The following is a 17,665-nucleotide window of genomic DNA, read 5'->3' as shown; positions in this document are numbered from 1 at the left end:
CCCGGATCGGGGTCGCGTCAACTTCCTGCATCACGCTTGTTTTGTCGCGGTGACATTGATGATCAGCGTGCCGAGATCGGTCAGATCCTTGGTGCGGAAACTGCGATGAAAACTGTCCCGCATCGCCGGGGTGACCGGAATCTGCTCGTGCACCTCGACAGTGACGTCCTTGAAGCCCGCGGCCTGGAACCCGCGCAGCCAATCGGACGCACGCCACCTGTTGGTGACCAGCCGCCGTGACGTCGCCGCGTTCCACACAGCCTCGGAATGATGAAGAAAGGCAAGCGGGTTCTCAAAATCACGGTGATCGCGCAGATCGATGCTGTGCGTGGTCACGCCACCCGGCTTGAGCAGATCGTGCATTGAGCGCAGCGCTTTCACCGGATCTGCGACATGTTCGAGGCACGCGGCCGAGAAGATGATGTCGAAACTGTTGTCTGGCAAGGATGTTCGCTCGATCGGCTCGCCCGTACGGTATTCGATCTTTTTCAGCAGCGTGGCCGCATCGGGTGTGATGTCCTCATAGAGCTTCTGTTGATCTGTGACCAGCGGCACGACATCGAGCGCCACGCCTTCGTCACACCCGGCCACGAGGTACATCAGCAGCGCGCCGAGGTTTCCGCCGGGGCCGATCTCCATCACTGCGCCGGAAAGCTCCCGCCTCGCCCGCACCCGCTCGGAGGAGTTGTCGAACACGTCTTGGACATAGGTTGTCGCGTTCTTGCCGGGCTCGTACGGATCCGCTTGTGCCATGCGGCGCCGTCGAATCGCGGGCACGGCCAGGATCTGGTTCTTCAACACACCCGACAAGATGCTTTCCATGATCCGCAGGATAGTGGGATCCGGACGGCTGCCCTTTCCGACGGCTTGGCTCGCCCATCGGGTTGCCGGGTCGGCGGCTGTCTCACGCGGTGTCCAAGCGTGGTCCGGTCCAACCTGTTCGCGAGGGCCGAGTTGGGTGCGTTGAACGCCGCCAAGGTGACCTTCACGGCACTACGACCTGTGTAGGGCATTCAGCGATCCCATAGCTGAGTCGCAGCTCTGAGAAATGTTGGACAACAGGGGGTCTACCAGGCGGATACTCAAGCAATGAGTTCTGACGCTGCCCGGATTCTCCGGAAACTCGCGGCCCGCGCGTTGGTGCTCGCGTTCTTGTTCGGGATCTTGGGCGAGCCGATGCTGGCGATGACGCTCACTCTCGCCGGTTTCGGCCTGCTGTTCACCCCTGTTGGCGGCCCTGCGCGATGAGGTGCGCCAGCAGCGCCCGCGCCGCTGGGTTCGCCGGTTGCGGCTGCCGTCCCGCCAAGTAGATCGTTCTGGTGAAGGCGTGGTCGATCTCGGCGAACGGCAGTCCAGCGCGTTCAGCGACCGATTGCGGGACGATCGTGACCCCAAGACCGGCCGCGACCAGGTCGACCAGCAGGGGCACGTGCGTCGCCGCGCACACCGGGTTGTGCCGGATTCCGGCGTCGGCGAACCTGCGGCGGACCATCTCCTGCATGACGCTGCCGGTGTAGTCCACGAACGGTTCGTTGTCGATCTCCGCCAGCTGGATCCGGCGGCTGTCGGCCAGCCGGTGCCCTGGATAGGTGACCAGGACAAGGCGCTGGTCCCATTGGGCGAAACAGGCCAGGTCGTCCGGCAGCGGCCCGTCGGCGGCCAGGTACGCCAGGTCCAGCTCGCCGGTGGTGATCGCGGCGATGAGATCAGCCACCCTGCCGTCACGGACGTGAACCTGGATCGCTGGGTACCGGGACCGGAATACGCCCAGCTCCTGCGGTAGATCGACGACCGTCAAGGTCTGGATCGTGCCGACCGAGACCCGGCCTCTCGACAGCCCGACGACCGCGGACACTTCGCTGCGCGCCACGTCGACGTCGGCCACGAGGCGCTGCGCGACTGGCAGCAGCGCCCGGCCAGCCTCGGTCAGGATCACCCTGCGGGTGGTTCGCTCGAACAGCTGAGCGCCCAGTTCGGCTTCGAGCTTGCGGATCGATGCGCTCAACGCCGACTGCACGATGTGCGCCCGCTGCGCCGCGCCGGTGAAGCTGCCGTCCCGGGCCACCGCGAGGAAGTGTTCCAGCTGCCTCAACTCCATGGTCGGGCGATGGTACCCGACCAGCGGAGTGTCTACTATGGACTCAATTGTCAGGCGTTACGCGGGAAAGCGTGCTTCTTCCCGCCGATCACGGCCACCATCGCGGCGATCAGCAGGACGAGCGCGGCGCACGTGATCAACTCGGTGTCCAGGTCGACCAGCACGCCTCCGATGAAGCCGCCGATCGCGATGGACCCGGAGAAGAACGTGATGGTGATCGACTGCGCCACGTGCGCGGCCGGTCCGGTCGCGTTGATCGCGCCGGCGATGAACAGGCTGGGCGAGCTGCCGAACGCGAAACCCCACGCCGCGACAGCGACGTAGACAAGCACAGGCAGACCGGACAACACCGCCAGAACGAGCACACTGACCGCGAACATCACTGTGCTGCCAACGATGAGCTTGCGCAGATGGTGATCGATGTGTGTGCCCACAAGCAGAACACTGAGCACGGACGTGACACCGAACGCGAACAGCACCCATCCGATCTGGCTGCTCATGCCGACGTACCGGAGGAAATCGGTGATGTACGTGTAGAGGATGTTGTGCGCGACCATGTAAGCCGTGAGCGCGAACAGGATTGTGCGCAGCCCGGGGATCAGCAGTACGCGCAGCAGCTGGTGCTCGTCTTCGGCCACGGACTGGCCGGGCAGGTTCGGCAGCGTCACCAGGACCCACAGCATGTTCAACGCGATCAGCGCACTGGAGGCGTAGAACGCGAGCTCCCAACCACCGATCGAGCCGAGCCACGTGCCCAGCGGGACGCCGAGGGCCAGCCCCACCGGAGTTCCGGCCAGCGCGATGGCGATCGCTCGGCCCTGGCGCCGCTGCGGAGCGAGCCGAGCCGCGTAACCACCGAGGTTCGGCCAGATCAGGCCGGTCGCAAGGCCTGCGATGAACCGCAGGACCATGGTCAAGGTGTAGTCGGTGGACAACGCGGTGAGCGCGTTGGCGACCAGGACCGTGCCCAGCGCCAGCTGCAGGACGTACTTACGCGGCCACATCGAGGTCAGCCGGGACAGCGGGATCGCCGCCAACGCTGTGGCCAGCGCGTATACCGTGACGATCTGGCCGGTGGCCGCGACACTCGTGCCCAGCGTCTGGCTGATTTCCGGCAGCAGGCCGGCAGGCAGGCACTCGGTCAGGATGCTGATGAACCCGGCGAGGAAGAGGCCGAAAAGGGCCTTTCCGGGAAGACGGTCCACCGTGACAGTGGTCGTTTCCTTAGTGATCATTTCCTTCGTTCCAGACGCTTCGTGCGGATACTTGATCTGAGGTTGCGCCGGGCCGGTTGGGTTACCCAGATCTCCGCTTCACGTACGACCGGTGTACCTACTACTGGCAGGGATAGGCTTACAACCCGCGAGCAGCGGTTATCCGGGTGATACTCAAGCTGTGACTGATCCACGTGCTGAGCTGAGCGAGTTCCTGCGCAGCCGCCGAGCCCGGCTGACACCGGCCGACGTGGGGCTGCCGGAGTACGGGCGGCGGCGCCGGGTGCCAGGGCTGCGGCGGGAAGAGCTGGCGCAGCTCGCCGGGGTCTCCGTGGCGTATTACACGCGTCTGGAGCAGGGCAACGGCCGCAATGTCTCACGCGAAGTGCTGGACGCCATCGCGACCGCGCTCAAACTCAATGACACCGAGCACGCGCACCTGATGGACCTCACCCAACCCACCCAGCGTCGGCGGTCCGCGCCACCCCAGCGGCAGCGCGTGCGGCCCGTCCTGCTGCAGATGCTCGACGCGATCGACAGCGTGCCCGCGTACGTATGGGGTCGCCGTACCGACATCCTGGCGTGGAACCGCACAGCAGCCGCCCTTTTCGGCGACTGGGGCGCGCTTGAGCCGCGGGACCGGAACTGGGCGCGGATCGTGTTCCTCAATCCGGACTCCCAGCACCTGTTCGCCGACTGGCAGGCCAAGGCCTCGGACGTGGTCGGGCAGCTGCGGCTCGACGCGGGCCAGCACCCGAACGACGTGCTGCTCGCCGAGCTGATCGGGGAGCTGTCGGTGAAGAGCGACGACTTCCGCACCAAGTGGGCGACCCATGACGTGAAACGGAAAACCCACGACAGCGTGCGCCTGCAGCACCCCCTTGTCGGCGAGTTGACCGTTCGCTACGAGACGTTCACCCTTCCGGGCGATCAGGACCAGGCGCTGTCGATCTACCACCCCGAACCAGGCTCGGCCTCGCAGGAAGCATTGCGCCTGTTGGCCAGTTGGGGCGCCGACACAGCCGATGTACCCCTAGGGTTCCAGTCGTGACTGATCTCTCAGCATTCGCCAAGCTTGTTCCGTTCGACGACGGCCTGTGCGTGCTGTCGACCCTGCGGGCCGACGGCAGCATCCAGTCGTCCGTGGTCAACGCCGGGGTGTTGAAGCACCCACTGACCGGGCAGGACGTCGTCGGATTCGTCGCCGTCGGCTCGACCCGCAAGATGGTCAACCTCCGCGCCGATCCACGGGCCACGATCGTGGTCCGCGCGGGCTGGCGGTGGGCCACGGTCGAAGGCGACGTTCAGATCATCGGCCCGGACGACCCACACCCCGATGTGGACAGTGAGGCGTTGAGGTTGCTGCTGCGGGACATTTTCAAGGCCGCGGGCGGCACGCATGACGACTTCGACACCTACGACCGAGTGATGAAGGAGGAACGACGAGCCGCCGGACTTGTCGTTCCCCGCCGCGTCTACCCGGTGACGTGAGCCTGCGTTACGGCGTGTATCTGCCGCCGTTCGGGCCTTTCGGCGATCCCTCGGTCCTGGTCGATCTGGCCGTACGAGCCGAAAAAGCCGGGTGGGACGGGGTTTTCCTGTGGGATCACGTGGTGACCGATGCCATGCCGATCGTCGATCCGTGGACGACATTGGGCGCGATTGCCCAAGCGACACAACGAATTCAGCTCGGCACAATGGTCACGCCGCTGCCCCGGCGTCGTCCGTGGATCGTCGCACGGCACGCGGGGACGCTGAGCCGGTTGTCAGGTGGCCGGTTCGTACTGGGCACCGGGCTCGGTTCGGACGAGTCTGGGGACTTCAGCCGATTCGGCGAACCTTCGGATCCGCGGATCCGATCGGCAATGTATGACGAAGGTCTGGACGTCGTACGAGCCGTGTGGTCGGGCGAAGCCTATGACCACAACGGTCCGTACTACCAAGTCCGGCTTGAGCAAACAGTGCCTGAGCCGCACCGCATCCCGGTCTGGGTAGGGTGTTCGACGACCAAGCCGCACGTCCTGCGTCGCGCTGCCTCGTGCGACGGGATCTTCCCGAACCCCACGGACCATCGGCTCACGCCAGAGGAGCTCTCGGGCATCCTCGCTTCGGTTGGCCGCAAGATCGATGTGGCTGTGGCTGGAAACGCCAGTCTCGCTTGGGAAGAACCGATCGATGTCGATGTGACCGGGCTGCGTCAGGCCGGGATGACCTGGTGGATGGAGTCGCTGATCCACTTCGACCCGCTCGAACTGTCCATGAAGATCGTCGACGCCGGGCCCGCGCTGGCGGAATACCGGAAATGACCTGTCGCCGCGGCCTCACAGGGACGGAAGCGGCAGACCCTGTGCCTGCGGGCTGCCCCACCTTCGACAGGCTGGGATGCCTTGAAGGCCACCCTCGCGGCGTTGAACGCCAATGCCAGGAACTTAACCAAGTCCGTGGCCTGGCGCTTTCGAGCATCTCAAGGTCTATTAAGGACGGAAATTCGCCTCGTTAGTACGGCAGCAGCACAGTGTTATGTCTGTTGATATGTGCGGTGTTGTCGCTGGTAGTGGCTGTGACGGGCGCGGGTCTGGTGGCGTCGGCGCCAGGTAGACCAGTGCTGGATGTGTGCTCGGGGGTGTATTGGACGGGTGAGGGTGGCCCAGAGTCGTCGTATTTCGTTGCAGGATAACGGGATCAGCCGGTCAGGATCGGTTCTGGCGCTCCCTTTTCCGGCGCCGGATGGGGCGGTGGTGGGGTGCGGATGCGTTCAGTATGGGCGGTCACGGCCAGGAACGCCGCGGCGAGCATGGCCAGGGTGATGTGCCGGTACCACGCGATGTACTTGCGGACTTGATAATGGTCCAGCCCGGTCTCGTTCTTGGCGAACTGGAAGGTTTCCTTCACCGCCCAACGGGATCCGGCCACGCGCACCAGTTCCGCGAGTGGCACCGGACCGGCGGTGTGGCAGACGTAGTAGGCCAGATCGGTCGGATCGCTGATCGAGCGACGCACCAGCAGCTGATGCCGCTCGCCGGGACCGGGATCGATCAGCAGCCAGTCATACAAGCGGTGGCCCTTGCTGCCCCGCCCGGCCGAGAGCCGCTGCCAGCCCCGCGCCGGTGCCCGGCCGGCCAGCACGTCCGCGCGCGCCGGCCCGGTCGGCGTGGTCACCTGGTAATCGCAGGACACCGCCAGCACGTAGTTCACCGCCTGCTCGGCCAGCCAGTCGCGCAGGGCCGGGTTGTCGCCGTAGAGCTCGTCCGCGGTGAACCAGCCCACCGTGACCCCGGCCTCCAGCAGCCGGGCGAGCATCCGGCGGGCCAGCTCGGGTTTGGTCGCGAACTCGACCTCGTCGCCGATCCCGGCCTCGCGACAGCGATCCCGGTCGGCACACCAGGACTTCTGCGGCAGGTAGAGCTCCCGGTCGATCAACGCCCGGCCATGCCGGGAGACATAGGTCAGAAACACGCCGACCTGACAGTTGTCGATCTTGCCCGAGGTGCCGGTGTACTGGCGTTGCACACCCGCGGATTTGGTGCCCTTCTTGATGAATCCGGTCTCGTCGCCGACGAACACCCCACTCGGGTCATCCAGATGCGCCAGCACGTAGCCACGCACATCGTCGCGCACCGCCTCGGCGTCCCAGCGGTAGAAGTTCAGCAGCCGCTGCATGCCGTCCGGGCTGCTCTCCCCGGCGAGCTCCGCCAACGACCAGGAGTTCTTGCGCTCCACACCAGACAGCAGCCCGAGTAGGTACTTCTGAGCACGGGCACGCGAATCGGCCTGCGCGAACCGGCCAGCTACCAGCGCGAACATGTCATCAAACCCGGCCCGCCAGCGGGCGAAACCCTCGTCTACTACAGTCTCCGACGCGGCCACCGCGTCTTCCTCGAGTCCAATCACACCTCGAAGTTGATCACGCGGTGGCCGCACCCATGATCACGACCCCACACCAAGATCACACTGTGCGGCTGTCGTATTAGTCACACGTGTAACATCAGCCCCACCTGCGACGGAACCTGATGCCGTGAAGGCCACCTTGACTGCGCTCAACGCAGCGAACTCGGCCCTCATACCCCTCAAGGTGACGCACATGCCCGGCGCCCTCGCCGCGGCACCCCGGTCTCAGCAGCAACCCAGCCGTGCCAGCCACAAATCTTCGCAGGTCAACGGCTCGCGCACGCCCCAGGCATCCGACCGAACCCCGAACCCTAAGTTCCTGGCATTGGCGTTGAACGCGCGAAGGCCTCCCTTGACGCGTCGGATGCCAATGCCAGGAACTTGACCGAGTCGCCGGGCTGGCCGGTTTCAAGCATCTCAAGGTCCATTAAGGACAGAAACTTACCTCGTCAGTCACACGTGTCACACCAGCCCCACCCATCACAGGTCGTAGTGCCGTGAAGGTCTTCTTACCTTGGCGGCGTTCAACGCCCCGAATGTTCCCCTCACAACGGGCTACCGCCCGAACAGACCCCTTGCCACAAGGCGCGTCGTGAGTGGCTCAACACCCCACTCACGAACGTTTCTTCGCGGCATCGAGCGCGATGATGACAAGGAAGAATAAGACAATAAAGCCGCCGGGCACCACGTAGGTCCACGGATCCGTCAACCCGAGATCGCCGAGGATGACATCGAACATTCCGCCCTGACGGGCCCCGAAAAGCCGCTGCCCCAACGGAATCACCCCAAGCCACACCCCGACGACCACGCACAGCAGCATGCCGAAGTCGTACCAGCCCTTGTCGCTGTTCGAAGCCATGTCCCGGTTCCCCTCTCACCTCAGGCGTTTCGCGGATTCGAACGCTAACGGAAGCGGTGATTGGGGCTCAATCAGGAACAGCGGAACATAGACCAAAGTATAAATCCGCGGCGCCGGGCACAGTCGAAAGTATCAGTCCGGCCCACTCAGCAAAGCCGAGTGGGCCGGACTGTGCTTATCGGACGCGTTCGAATGTCAGCTTGTGCAGCCTACCGGGAATGTCGTCGACCATGAAGAGCTCGCCGTTCACGTCGACACCCAGCGCCGAGACGTCGGTCGGGAACGTCCCGATCGTGGCACTGGTGTGGGTTCCGTCCGCGTTCGCGCGGATCCCGAACGCCGTCCCCGAGCAGTAGTCAGTCGCGACGTACGTGCCACCGGCCAGGCCTGCGAACCGGCTACCGCGGTACACGTGACCGCCGATCACCGCGCAGCCTTCGGTGCCGGACAGGTAGTGGAACACCGGCGCCGTGTACTTCGCATTCGGGTCGCACCGCGTCTGGTCGAACACGTTCGGACCCTCCATACAGGACCAACCGAAGTTCACTCCGCCTTGCCGCGCACCGATGTGGTCGACTTCCTCGAACCGGCCCTGGCCGACGTCACCGATCCACAGTGAACCGTTGGCGCGGTCGAACGAGAACCGCCACGGGTTACGCAGACCCCACGACCAGATCTCCGCCTTCGTCCCAGGAACGCCGACAAACGGGTTGTCCCGAGGCACGCAGTACTTGAGCGCACCGCACGTACGGCTGACGTCGAGCCGCAAGATCTTGCCTAGCAACGTGTTCAGGTTCTGCCCAGTCCCCAGTGGATCGCCACCGCTGCCGCCGTCACCGATCCCGAAGTACAGGAAACCGTCCGACCCGAACGCGATGTTGCCGCCGTTGTGGTTGCCGAACTCGGAATGGTCCTGCGCCAGCAGCACTTCTTCTCTGCGCGTGTCGAGCCGGAACCTTGACAGCGTCACGGCTTCGTCGGATTTCCGCGTGTAGGCAACGTAGATCACCTTGCTGCGGGCATGGTCGGCTGGGATCGCGAGGCCGAGCAAGCCACGCTCGTTCTCCGTCTCGCTCACCCGGTCGCGGATGTCCAGCACTGGTCGCGTGGCGAGGCCGGTGCGGGGGTTGTACGCGCGGATCGTGCCGCGCTTCTCGTTGATCAGCAGCCCGCCGTCCGGCAGCGCGGCGATCGCGGTCGGCCGGTCTAGACCAGCTGCGATCTCGGTGTTGACGACCCGCAGTTGGGAAAGCGGGACGCCGCGCTGTTCGGTGCTTGAAGCGGGCACCGCGGGCCACAGGGTTCCAATGGCGACAGCGGAGAGGACACAAGACAATGCGCGCCGCAGGGGAGGTCGCGACATGTCAGCTCAGCTCCAATCATCGTTGAATGGTCTGGTCCAATTCAACCAGGAGCGTAGTGGGATCCGGTACTTGTCGACCACTGTCACTTAGCGCGACGACAGCGGCCGTTGGGCCACTTGGCCTATCAGTCCACGGAGTGCTTCCTTCTACCGCACAGCGCCCCAACTGGGCGGCGAGGGCCGCCCTGCGGGCCCCGGCTTGGGATAAAGTTGCGAACAACCTGGAACCCGCATGTCGTTGTGGTGACTCGGAACGCAGGGAGGCCGCAGCGAAGGGGAATGGGACGGTGTCGATGGTCAGATTCAGACTCCTGGGCAGCATCGAAGCCGATATCGACGGCGTACCGGTCGATCTCGGGCACCCGCGGCAGCGCGCGGTACTGGCCGCGCTACTGGTGGAAACCAACCAAACCGTGCGAACCGACCAGTTGGTCGACCGGCTGTGGGGTGAAGATCCGCCACTTCGGGCGCGGGAAACGCTCTACACGTACCTCTCACGGCTGCGTGCGGCGCTGGCTGGCGCGACAGAGGTGCAGCTGAGCCGACGTTCCGGTGGCTACTCGCTCACCATCGAAAACACACACGCCGTGGACCTGCACCTGTTCCGACACCTGCGCGCGCAGCCGCAACCGGCGGACGACGAACGCGCGCTGACGTCGCTCGAAGAAGCTTTGCGGTTGTGGCGCGGCGAGCCGCTGGCCGAGTTGGACGGCCCTTGGGTGACCGAGCTGCGTACGGCGCTGGCGGCGGAGCGGCTAGCCGCTGAACTCGACCACGCGGACGTCGCGTTGCGGTGTGGTCGGCACCAGGAACTACTCCCCCAGCTGTACGCGCGGGCCGAGCACCATCCGTTGGACGAACGCGTCGCGGGTCAGTTGCTGCTCGCGTTGTACCGCAGCGGACGCCAAGCCGACGCGATGGAGCGCTATCAGCAGATCCGCGTGAAGCTGAGTGAGGAGCTCGGCGCCGACCCAAGCCCGCGACTGCAACAGCTCTACCAGCAAATACTCACCGCCGACGGGCAACTGACGGTTCCGGCGAGAACAGTGGCGCCAGTGCCGCGTCACCTCCCGGCCCCACCTCGGATGTTCGTTGGACGGGCCAGCGAACTGGCCGCATTGACCAACGTCATGGATTCCGCGGCCGAACCGGGTACGACCGTCGTGATCTCGGCGATCGCTGGCGCCGGTGGGATTGGCAAGACTTGGCTGGCGCTGCACTGGGCCCATCAGAACCTTGACCGGTTCCCTGATGGCCAGTTGTTCGTTGACCTGCATGGTTTCTGTCCCGAGGGAGAGCCGTTGTCGCCCGAGGCGGCGATACGCGGGTTCCTCGACGCCCTTGGGGTGGCGCCCGACCAGATCCCGATGGACCCGCACGCTCAGGCCGCCCGTTATCGCAGCGCGGTCGCGGGCAAACGCATGCTCATCGTGCTGGACAACGCCGTCGACACGGATCAACTCACCACGCTCTTGCCTGGCGCGCCGACGTGCACAGTCGTGGTCACCAGCCGCCGGCACTTGACGGGGTTGGTCGCCCGGCACAGCGCACACCACCTGCCGCTCGATGTGCTCAGCGGGCCGGAAGCCACTGCTCTGCTGACGGCACGGCTCGGCAGCGACCGGATCGCCGCCGAACCCGAGGCCGCGCAAGAACTTCTCACCTACTGCGGCGGATTCCCGTTGGCATTGAACATCATTGCCGGTCGGGCTCACATCCAGCCCCTCGTCCCCCTTGCGGCCTTGGCCGCGGAACTGCGTGACGCCGGGTTGAGCGCGCTCGACGAGACCGACATGGCCGCGAGCCTGCCCACGGTGCTGTCCTGGTCGTACGCCAACCTGACGGTCGAACAGGCCAGGGTGTTCGGCCTGCTGGCCATCGCCCCCGGACCGGACATCGACCTGCCTGCCGTCGCCAGCCTCACCGATCTTCCGCTGCCGCAAGCCAATCGCGTGCTGCGCGCGTTGGCGGACGCCTCACTGATCGAGCAAGACATGAATGCCCGCTGGCGGATGCACGACCTGATCCGCGCGTATGCGGCCGACACCGTCCGCAATCTCACGAGCGACGCGCAAGAAAGCGCCTTGCGGCGGGTCGTCGATTTCTATCTGCACACCGCGCGTGCCGGGGAACGGCTTATCCACCCGCACCGACCGGCGATCGAGCTCGACCCGCCGGTCACAGGCAGCCACCCGCACCCGCTCAACGATCAAGCGGCAGCGCTGACGTGGTTCAGCAAAGAACATCCGTGTTTGATGGCGGCCCAACGGTTAGCTGGGGAGCGGAAGTGGTACGACGCGGTCTGGCAGATTGCCTGGGCGCTCGACACTTTCCATGTGCGGCAGGGATATCTGCACGATCGGCTGGCCGCGTGGCGGACCGGACTGGCAGCCGCGGAGAACAAAGGCGATCCTGCCGCCATTCTCCGCGCGCACAGGAGCCTTGGCCGCGTCTGCACCCGTGCGGGCAGGCACACCGAAGCGTTGGACCACATGAACCAAGCGCTCCGGCTGGCCGAAGACACCGGTGATCTCCTTACCGAGATCCAAACCCATGGCGCGCTGACCGGAGCTTGGGCACAGCAAGGAGACATCCAGCAGGCGCTGGAGCACGGCACGAGCGCGCTGCGGCTTTCCGAGGCCATCGATCATCCCGCGGGCAAGGCCGTGATGCTCAACGCCGTGGGCTGGTTGCATGCCAGACTGGGCCACTACGAGCAGGCGCGTACGCATTGCGAGGCTTCGCTTGCGCTGCACCGGGTTCACCACAACCCGCAGGGACAGGCGGCGACCCTGGAAAGCCTTGGCTACGTGGCCCACCGCACCGATCAGCAGGACCTGGCGCTGGACTACTACCAACAAGCCCTGTCGCTGTACCGCTCGCTCGGGCATACGTACAACCAGGCCGACGCGTTGGATCAGCTCGGCCAAGTCCACTTGGCACTCGGGCAGCACGACCAAACCCGTGCGGTGTGGCGTGAAGCGATGGACCTGTACCGGCAACAAGGCCGAGATGCCGAGACTGGCCGCGTACAACAGCAACTGGACGAGCTCGCATCAACTCCCGAGCCGGTTTGACAGGCCGTCGAGAACCACGGCCAGATAGCGCCTGTTCAGCTCTGGTTCGGCGGCCATCCGTGGCGCTGCGGCATGGTGGATCCCGCTGAGCAGTGCCATCAGGTCCTCGCCGGTGATCCCTGGCTTGATCACGCCTGCCGCGCGCGCCCGGTCGGCGATGACGTCGACGGCGGCGAGCAGTCGTGCCCGGCTGGCTTCGGCGCTGGGATGATCCAGCGCTGAGCCTTCGTACGCCACTTCACAAAATGCCCGGTTACGGGCCTGCAGGTCGATCATCGCCGTCATGTAGCCGGACAAACCGGTCATCGGATCCGACTCGGCCAGACCTTCGACCGTGACCACAAGATCATCGATGATGCCACACACGATCGCGGCGACCAGCTCGTCCTTCGAGGCGAAGTGCCGGAAAACCGTGCCCTTGCCGACGCCCGCACGCTGTGCGATCTCCGCGATCGAAGTCTCCGTGCCCTGCTCGGCGAACACCTCCGCGGCGGCTTTCAGCAGCTGCTCGCGACTCCGGACGGCATCAGCTCTCACGCGGCCAGTCTAGCTCAACCTGACCGGCCGGTCCGTTTAGCTGCCAAAGTGACCGAACGGTCCGGTTACCGAAGAAAGGCACCTCTCATGCGCGGAAAGAACGTCCTGGTCAGCGGCGCTTCCTCGGGCATCGGCGCGGCGACCGCGCTAGCCCTGTCCCAGGCCGGGGCGAATGTCGCGGTCGGCGCACGCCGGGCCGACCGGCTCACTCAGCTCGCCAAGGAGGCTCCAGGCGAGATCCTCGAGCTGGACCTCGATGTCACGGATGAGACGTCCTGCCAGGACGCGGTCGCCGCCACGGTCGACCGGTTCGGCAGCCTGGATGTCCTGGTCAACAGTGCCGGGGTGATGCCGAACGGGACCGTCGCCGGCGCCGACACGTCACAGTGGCGCCGGATGGTGAACACGAACCTGCTCGGCGCGATGTACATCACGCACGCCACCCTGCCGCACCTGCTCAACTCCGCGGGCACCGTAGTGCAGGTCTCGTCGACGTCCGGCCGTGTGGTTTCGCCGCGTGCAGCCGCGTATTCGGCAACGAAGTTCGGGCTCAACGCTTCACCGAGACCCTGCGCCAGGAAGTGACCGCCGCCGGGGTACATGTCGTGCTGATCGAGCCGGGATTCACCGCGACCGAGCTCGCCAGCCACCAGGTGGACCCCGCGATGCGCGAGGCCGCGCGGCAACTGGCCGAGTCGATTCGCACCCTGCAAGCGGAGGACATCGCAGCCGCCGTTGTCTACGCGGTCAGCCAGACGCATCATGTTGCGGTCAATGAGATTCTGGTACGCCCGACCGATCAGCTCGTCTGAGCGAACGGGTAATTGTTCCAATGGCTTCGTGAAATGCATTCCAACCCGGTTGAACTGGCCTTTCCCGGTCCGGCTACGGTGGAGCGGCCGCGCAATGCCTGACACGGAGCACGTAAGGAAAGCACGAAAATGGGAGAAAGCTCCCCCAAGGTGATCATCGTCGTCCCGACGTACAACGAACGGGAAAACCTGCCCAAGCTGGTCGGTGAACTGCTCGGGCTCGGCGTTCCAGGGCTTGGCGTACTCGTCGTCGACGACAACTCGCCGGACGGCACCGGCGAGGTCGCGGACACACTGGCCGAGGAATCGGCGGGTGCCGTGCAGGTCATCCACCGGGCGGAGAAAGACGGCCTCGGCCGCGCCTACCTCACCGGATTCGCCCGCGCGCTCGACGACGGCGCCGACATCATCATGCAGATGGACGCGGACCTCTCCCACCCCGTCGCCGCGGTTCCGGTGATGATCGAGCGACTGATGACCACCGACGCGGCGGTCGTTCTCGGCTCGCGATACGTGCCGGGCGGAGCCACCGCCAGCGAATGGGCGTGGCACCGCAAAGCGTTGTCAGCGTGGGCGAATTTCTACGTCAACACAATACTGCGGCTGAGCGTGAAAGACGCGACCGCGGGCTTCAAAGCATGGCGCGCGGAAACCCTCCGCAAGATCGACTTGCCGACGATCCAGAGCAACGGATACGCGTTCCAGGTCGAGATGAACCACCGCACGGTCAAACTCGGCCTGCGGATCGACGAGGTCCCGATCACATTCGAGGAACGCACCGAAGGCGCGTCCAAAATGACGCTCAAGGTGCAGATGGAATCAGCGGCGATGCCGTGGAAACTGTTGTTCGGCAAGGACCTCAAGAAGTAGTGGTGGTCACGGGGGCGGTGGCCCGCGCTGCGGCCACCGCCCCCGATCACCTGCGCGTAGGGGGGTTTACGCGCACGGCTCATCAAGTCCGGGACCAACTGTGCCACGGGCATCTTGCGGTTTTCTTCCAGCAATCCCAGATCAGTGGACGAGATCGGCCCGATACAGCCGGTTCACGCGGACGTACTTGACCGAGTACACGGTCAGGAACAGCGCCGAGCAGCCGCCCCAGGCGATCACCGGCCACCATGGTGTGTCGAGAATGTCGAAGACCCCCGCCACCACCAGGGAAAGCCACGCGGCAGACCATGCGTGGACGCTCGCCACCGGAGACTTGTGGTCCGGCACAAGCGAGCGACGCTTGATGACCATGGTCACGCTGAAGACGGTCATTCCGGTCAACATCATCAGGAGCACAAAATAGCCGAACGAGAACATGCCCGTGACGTCGTACCCGTTGACCGCGACCACTTCGCCGCTGAACAACCCCGCAGTCACCGTCTGGCCGTTGTACCGAGTCAACTCGCGTTGCTTTATGGTCGCGCGGTGTGTCTTGCCGTTGGGCAGGGTGACTGTGGTTTTGGTACTCGGGCCGGTTGAATAACTGCCCGTTGTGCCGGGATGCGTGATCACGATGGCGTGCGCACTCGTCGTCTCCAGAGTCCCGGCTTGGAAGGCGATCCCTCCCCCGATCTCCACATACACCGGCCGGGCGATGGCAAGGGCGATCAGCAGCGTGAACGCGCCTCCGACGACCGCCGACATTATCCGGGATCTGTGATCCCGAGTGCGTTCTTTCGGCATCGGTACCCCTCCGCACGTGCGATCAGGGTACCGGTGAATGTCCGGATCCGAACGATAACAACCGTTTCGGCCTAGTACCACGGTTGTTGGGTTCAGATAAGGACATTGCGAGACACCGCTGAAACAGCGTGCTGCCTACGGTTTGGCTTGTCACCGTCACTCGACGGTGGCCACTCCAAGAGAAGGGCAGAACAATGGCGAAGCGCAAGCCGGAAGACACCCCGCGTACCTCCCCGTTCGGCGACATCGTGCCGAGGATCACCGACCGGGTCACCCTGCGCGGTGAGGTCAAGCCGCGTACCGAGGTCGGACCGCGGAAGTAACCGCTGATGAGAGGCCCGCGGCAGCACGCCGCGGGCCCTCACCACGCGAACGGGGTACACAGTGGACTCTCCGAAGACCGTTCTCTCCGCCCGTGCCGTGTTCCGCCGGTTCTGGCCGCTCACCCGGAACAACCGGACATGGCTCGCACTCGGTGGGCTTCTGATGATCGTCGCGACCGCCTGCGACACGGTCGCGGTCGCCATCTTCTCCTCCATTGTGGACAAAGCACTTCGGACCGGTGACGTCGCCGCGTTCTGGGTTCCGGCCGCGATGTGGCTCGGCGTCGCAGCACTGTCCAGTGTGCTCGTGTTCTTCGGCGCGTATCTGACCACCAGGTCCGGCGAACGGTTCCTGTTGCGCCTGCGTACCCAGGTTTTCGGCCACTTGCACCGGCAACCGCCGGACTTCTTCGAACGCCGCAAGCCAGGAGACCTGATCGCCCGGCTGACCGACGACATCGACACCGTGGAGAGGTTCGTCAGCTCCGGACTGGTACAGGCGGTCACCGCGGTGTTCGGGGTGATCTTCTTCGGTGGCTTCGCGATCTACCTGAGCTGGGAGCTTTCCCTGGCGGCCTTCGTTGTCGTGCCGGTGTTCGTGACGATCACGCGCCGATTCGCCCGGCACATCAACACCAAGTCACGCGACCAACGTGCGCTGAACGGCGACATCACGGCCATCCTGGAGGAGAGCCTGGCGAACGTCGCGGTGGTGCAGGCGTACAACCGCCAGGAGACCGAGAAACGGCGCCTGTACGCGGCCGGTATCCAGATGCTGTCAACGGATCTGTCGATCGCCAAGCTCAGCGGCCTGTACACCCGGTTGTCCACATTGCACAAACGGTCAGCGTCCTTGCTGTGATGGGCCTTGGCGTGTGGGAGATCACCAGTGGGCGCATCAGCCTCGGCGGCGTGCTGGCGTTCGCCGCGATCCTGACCTACCTTTACGCGCCGCTCCAAGAGCTCGGCCAGCTCAGGGTGATGGTGTCCGCTGCTACAACGGGTTCGGAACGGATCATCGAACTGCTCGACGCGGTGCCACCCCTGGCCGACGCTCCTGACGCCCGCCGGCTAGCGAGGGCGTGGGGGCACGTACGGCTGCAGTCGGTGGGTTTCGCGTATCCTGGCGCGTCTCGGCCAGCTGTTCAAGGGTTCACAGTGGACGTTCAACAGGGCGAACTCCTGGCTGTCACGGGCGCGAGCGGAGCGGGTAAGTCGACCATCGCCAAGCTGCTGCTACGCTTCTACGACCCAGACTTCGGCAGGATCGCCCTCGACGGCGTCGATATCCGCCATCTGACGCTGGAATCCTTGCGCAGCAACATCGCGCTGGTTCAGCAGGAGACGCTGATGTTCCACGGCACGATCCGTGACAACATCGGCTACGGCTCGAAGACAGCGACAGACCAGGACATCGTCGAAGCGGCCAAAGCAGCCGACGCACACGAGTTCATCACCGCACTGCCTGCCGGATACCGCACTGTCATCGGACAACACGGTCACGGCTTGTCGGGCGGTCAACGTCAGCGTATCGCCATCGCGCGTGCGATGGTCGCGAACACTCCTGTGCTCGTGCTTGACGAGCCGACGGCAAGTCTTGACTCACACACGTTCGATCGCTTGCTTGGCCCATTGCGGCGGTTGACGGCTGGACGTACCACAATCCTGATCACGCATGACCTTCGGCTGACGGCCAACGCCGACCGTGTGCTGGTGCTGTCGCAGGGCCGCGTCGTGGAACACGGGCCGCCGGGCGAGTTGCTCGCGGCTTCCGGGCCATATCGCGAACTGCACATGCTCGCCCGTTAGGAAGCTTTCCT

At 65.0% G+C, this 17,665-nt stretch carries 19 protein-coding genes; 11 read left to right on the top strand and 8 right to left on the bottom strand.

Annotated features, from left to right (window positions below; translation table 11 throughout):
• Positions 1 to 30 precede the first annotated feature (30 nt).
• A complete protein-coding gene (locus LWC34_RS49650; protein WP_233733066.1) occupies positions 31 to 822 on the bottom strand; it encodes a class I SAM-dependent methyltransferase in 792 nt (263 codons plus the stop codon).
• A 267-nt stretch (positions 823 to 1,089) separates the two neighbouring features.
• Here LWC34_RS49650 and LWC34_RS49645 point away from each other — a divergent pair, with 267 nt between their 5' ends.
• Positions 1,090 to 1,248, top strand: a complete 159-nt coding sequence (locus tag LWC34_RS49645; protein ID WP_233733065.1) for a hypothetical protein — start codon at positions 1,090 to 1,092, stop codon at positions 1,246 to 1,248.
• Here the strand turns inward: LWC34_RS49645 and LWC34_RS49640 are convergent.
• Together LWC34_RS49640 and LWC34_RS49635 are read right to left on the bottom strand one after the other, a co-directional pair.
• On the bottom strand, positions 1,220 to 2,098 hold the full coding sequence (locus LWC34_RS49640; RefSeq protein WP_233733064.1) for a LysR family transcriptional regulator: 879 nt from the start codon (positions 2,096 to 2,098) through the stop codon (positions 1,220 to 1,222). The two genes, LWC34_RS49645 and LWC34_RS49640, sit on opposite strands and share 29 nt — an antisense overlap.
• 50 nt (positions 2,099 to 2,148) lie before the next feature.
• Positions 2,149 to 3,333 (bottom strand): MFS transporter, encoded by a 1,185-nt coding sequence (locus tag LWC34_RS49635; RefSeq protein WP_233733063.1) that lies wholly within the window; start codon positions 3,331 to 3,333, stop codon positions 2,149 to 2,151.
• Between the two features lie 160 nt (positions 3,334 to 3,493).
• Between LWC34_RS49635 and LWC34_RS49630 the strand changes: the two genes are divergently transcribed.
• The 3 genes from LWC34_RS49630 to LWC34_RS49620 are packed head-to-tail and all read left to right on the top strand — an operon-like array spanning position 3,494 to position 5,618.
• Positions 3,494 to 4,363, top strand: coding sequence for a helix-turn-helix domain-containing protein (locus LWC34_RS49630; RefSeq protein WP_233733062.1), 870 nt, complete (start codon positions 3,494 to 3,496; stop codon positions 4,361 to 4,363).
• Entirely contained in the window at positions 4,360 to 4,803 is a 444-nt protein-coding gene (locus LWC34_RS49625) for a TIGR03618 family F420-dependent PPOX class oxidoreductase (RefSeq protein ID WP_233733061.1), read from the top strand. The genes LWC34_RS49630 and LWC34_RS49625 overlap by 4 nt, the downstream gene beginning before the upstream one ends.
• The gene (locus LWC34_RS49620; RefSeq protein WP_233733060.1) at positions 4,800 to 5,618 is read left to right on the top strand and encodes an LLM class flavin-dependent oxidoreductase; all 819 of its coding nucleotides are present in this window, start codon (positions 4,800 to 4,802) and stop codon (positions 5,616 to 5,618) included. The genes LWC34_RS49625 and LWC34_RS49620 overlap by 4 nt, the downstream gene beginning before the upstream one ends.
• Positions 5,619 to 5,994: 376 nt before the next feature.
• On the opposite strand, the gene LWC34_RS49615 is transcribed toward LWC34_RS49620, so the two are convergent.
• From LWC34_RS49615 to LWC34_RS49605, 3 genes are all read right to left on the bottom strand, one after another.
• Positions 5,995 to 7,116, bottom strand: a complete 1,122-nt coding sequence (locus LWC34_RS49615) for an IS701 family transposase (protein ID WP_233731022.1) — start codon at positions 7,114 to 7,116, stop codon at positions 5,995 to 5,997.
• Positions 7,117 to 7,813: 697 nt separating this feature from the next.
• Positions 7,814 to 8,059: a hypothetical protein gene (locus LWC34_RS49610; RefSeq protein WP_233733059.1), complete on the bottom strand. Its 246-nt coding sequence runs from the start codon at positions 8,057 to 8,059 to the stop codon at positions 7,814 to 7,816.
• A gap of 175 nt (positions 8,060 to 8,234) precedes the next feature.
• Positions 8,235 to 9,422 (bottom strand): PQQ-dependent sugar dehydrogenase, encoded by a 1,188-nt coding sequence (locus tag LWC34_RS49605; RefSeq protein ID WP_233733058.1) that lies wholly within the window; start codon positions 9,420 to 9,422, stop codon positions 8,235 to 8,237.
• Between the two features lie 293 nt (positions 9,423 to 9,715).
• Here LWC34_RS49605 and LWC34_RS49600 point away from each other — a divergent pair, with 293 nt between their 5' ends.
• Entirely contained in the window at positions 9,716 to 12,499 is a 2,784-nt protein-coding gene (locus tag LWC34_RS49600; RefSeq protein ID WP_233733057.1) for an AfsR/SARP family transcriptional regulator, read from the top strand.
• On the opposite strand, the gene LWC34_RS49595 is transcribed toward LWC34_RS49600, so the two are convergent.
• Positions 12,479 to 13,036, bottom strand: coding sequence for a TetR/AcrR family transcriptional regulator (locus LWC34_RS49595; protein WP_233733056.1), 558 nt, complete (start codon positions 13,034 to 13,036; stop codon positions 12,479 to 12,481). The genes LWC34_RS49600 and LWC34_RS49595 overlap by 21 nt on opposite strands.
• A gap of 87 nt (positions 13,037 to 13,123) precedes the next feature.
• Here LWC34_RS49595 and LWC34_RS49590 point away from each other — a divergent pair, with 87 nt between their 5' ends.
• The 3 genes from LWC34_RS49590 to LWC34_RS49580 all read left to right on the top strand — a co-directional run bounded on the left by LWC34_RS49590 (position 13,124) and on the right by LWC34_RS49580 (position 14,718).
• Positions 13,124 to 13,621 carry an SDR family oxidoreductase gene (locus LWC34_RS49590; RefSeq protein ID WP_233733054.1) on the top strand — a complete coding sequence of 166 codons (498 nt, stop codon included), beginning with the start codon at positions 13,124 to 13,126 and terminating at the stop codon, positions 13,619 to 13,621.
• Positions 13,618 to 13,848, top strand: a complete 231-nt coding sequence (locus tag LWC34_RS49585) for a Rossmann-fold NAD(P)-binding domain-containing protein (protein ID WP_233733052.1) — start codon at positions 13,618 to 13,620, stop codon at positions 13,846 to 13,848. The genes LWC34_RS49590 and LWC34_RS49585 overlap by 4 nt, the downstream gene beginning before the upstream one ends.
• 129 nt (positions 13,849 to 13,977) lie before the next feature.
• Positions 13,978 to 14,718 (top strand): polyprenol monophosphomannose synthase, encoded by a 741-nt coding sequence (locus LWC34_RS49580; RefSeq protein ID WP_233733050.1) that lies wholly within the window; start codon positions 13,978 to 13,980, stop codon positions 14,716 to 14,718.
• A gap of 141 nt (positions 14,719 to 14,859) precedes the next feature.
• On the opposite strand, the gene LWC34_RS49575 is transcribed toward LWC34_RS49580, so the two are convergent.
• Positions 14,860 to 15,483, bottom strand: a complete 624-nt coding sequence (locus tag LWC34_RS49575) for a hypothetical protein (RefSeq protein WP_233733048.1) — start codon at positions 15,481 to 15,483, stop codon at positions 14,860 to 14,862.
• A gap of 233 nt (positions 15,484 to 15,716) precedes the next feature.
• Here LWC34_RS49575 and LWC34_RS57620 point away from each other — a divergent pair, with 233 nt between their 5' ends.
• From LWC34_RS57620 to LWC34_RS49565, 3 genes are all read left to right on the top strand, one after another.
• Positions 15,717 to 15,845, top strand: a complete 129-nt coding sequence (locus tag LWC34_RS57620; protein WP_284051903.1) for a hypothetical protein — start codon at positions 15,717 to 15,719, stop codon at positions 15,843 to 15,845.
• Between the two features lie 61 nt (positions 15,846 to 15,906).
• Entirely contained in the window at positions 15,907 to 16,707 is an 801-nt protein-coding gene (locus LWC34_RS49570; protein ID WP_233733046.1) for an ABC transporter transmembrane domain-containing protein, read from the top strand.
• A complete protein-coding gene (locus LWC34_RS49565) occupies positions 16,707 to 17,654 on the top strand; it encodes an ABC transporter ATP-binding protein (protein ID WP_233734158.1) in 948 nt (315 codons plus the stop codon). The genes LWC34_RS49570 and LWC34_RS49565 overlap by 1 nt, the downstream gene beginning before the upstream one ends.
• Positions 17,655 to 17,665 lie beyond the last annotated feature (11 nt).

The organism is Kibdelosporangium philippinense (genome assembly GCF_021390435.2).
Taxonomy (GTDB): domain Bacteria; phylum Actinomycetota; class Actinomycetes; order Mycobacteriales; family Pseudonocardiaceae; genus Kibdelosporangium; species Kibdelosporangium philippinense.
This window is presented reverse-complemented; position numbering and strand designations above follow the sequence as displayed.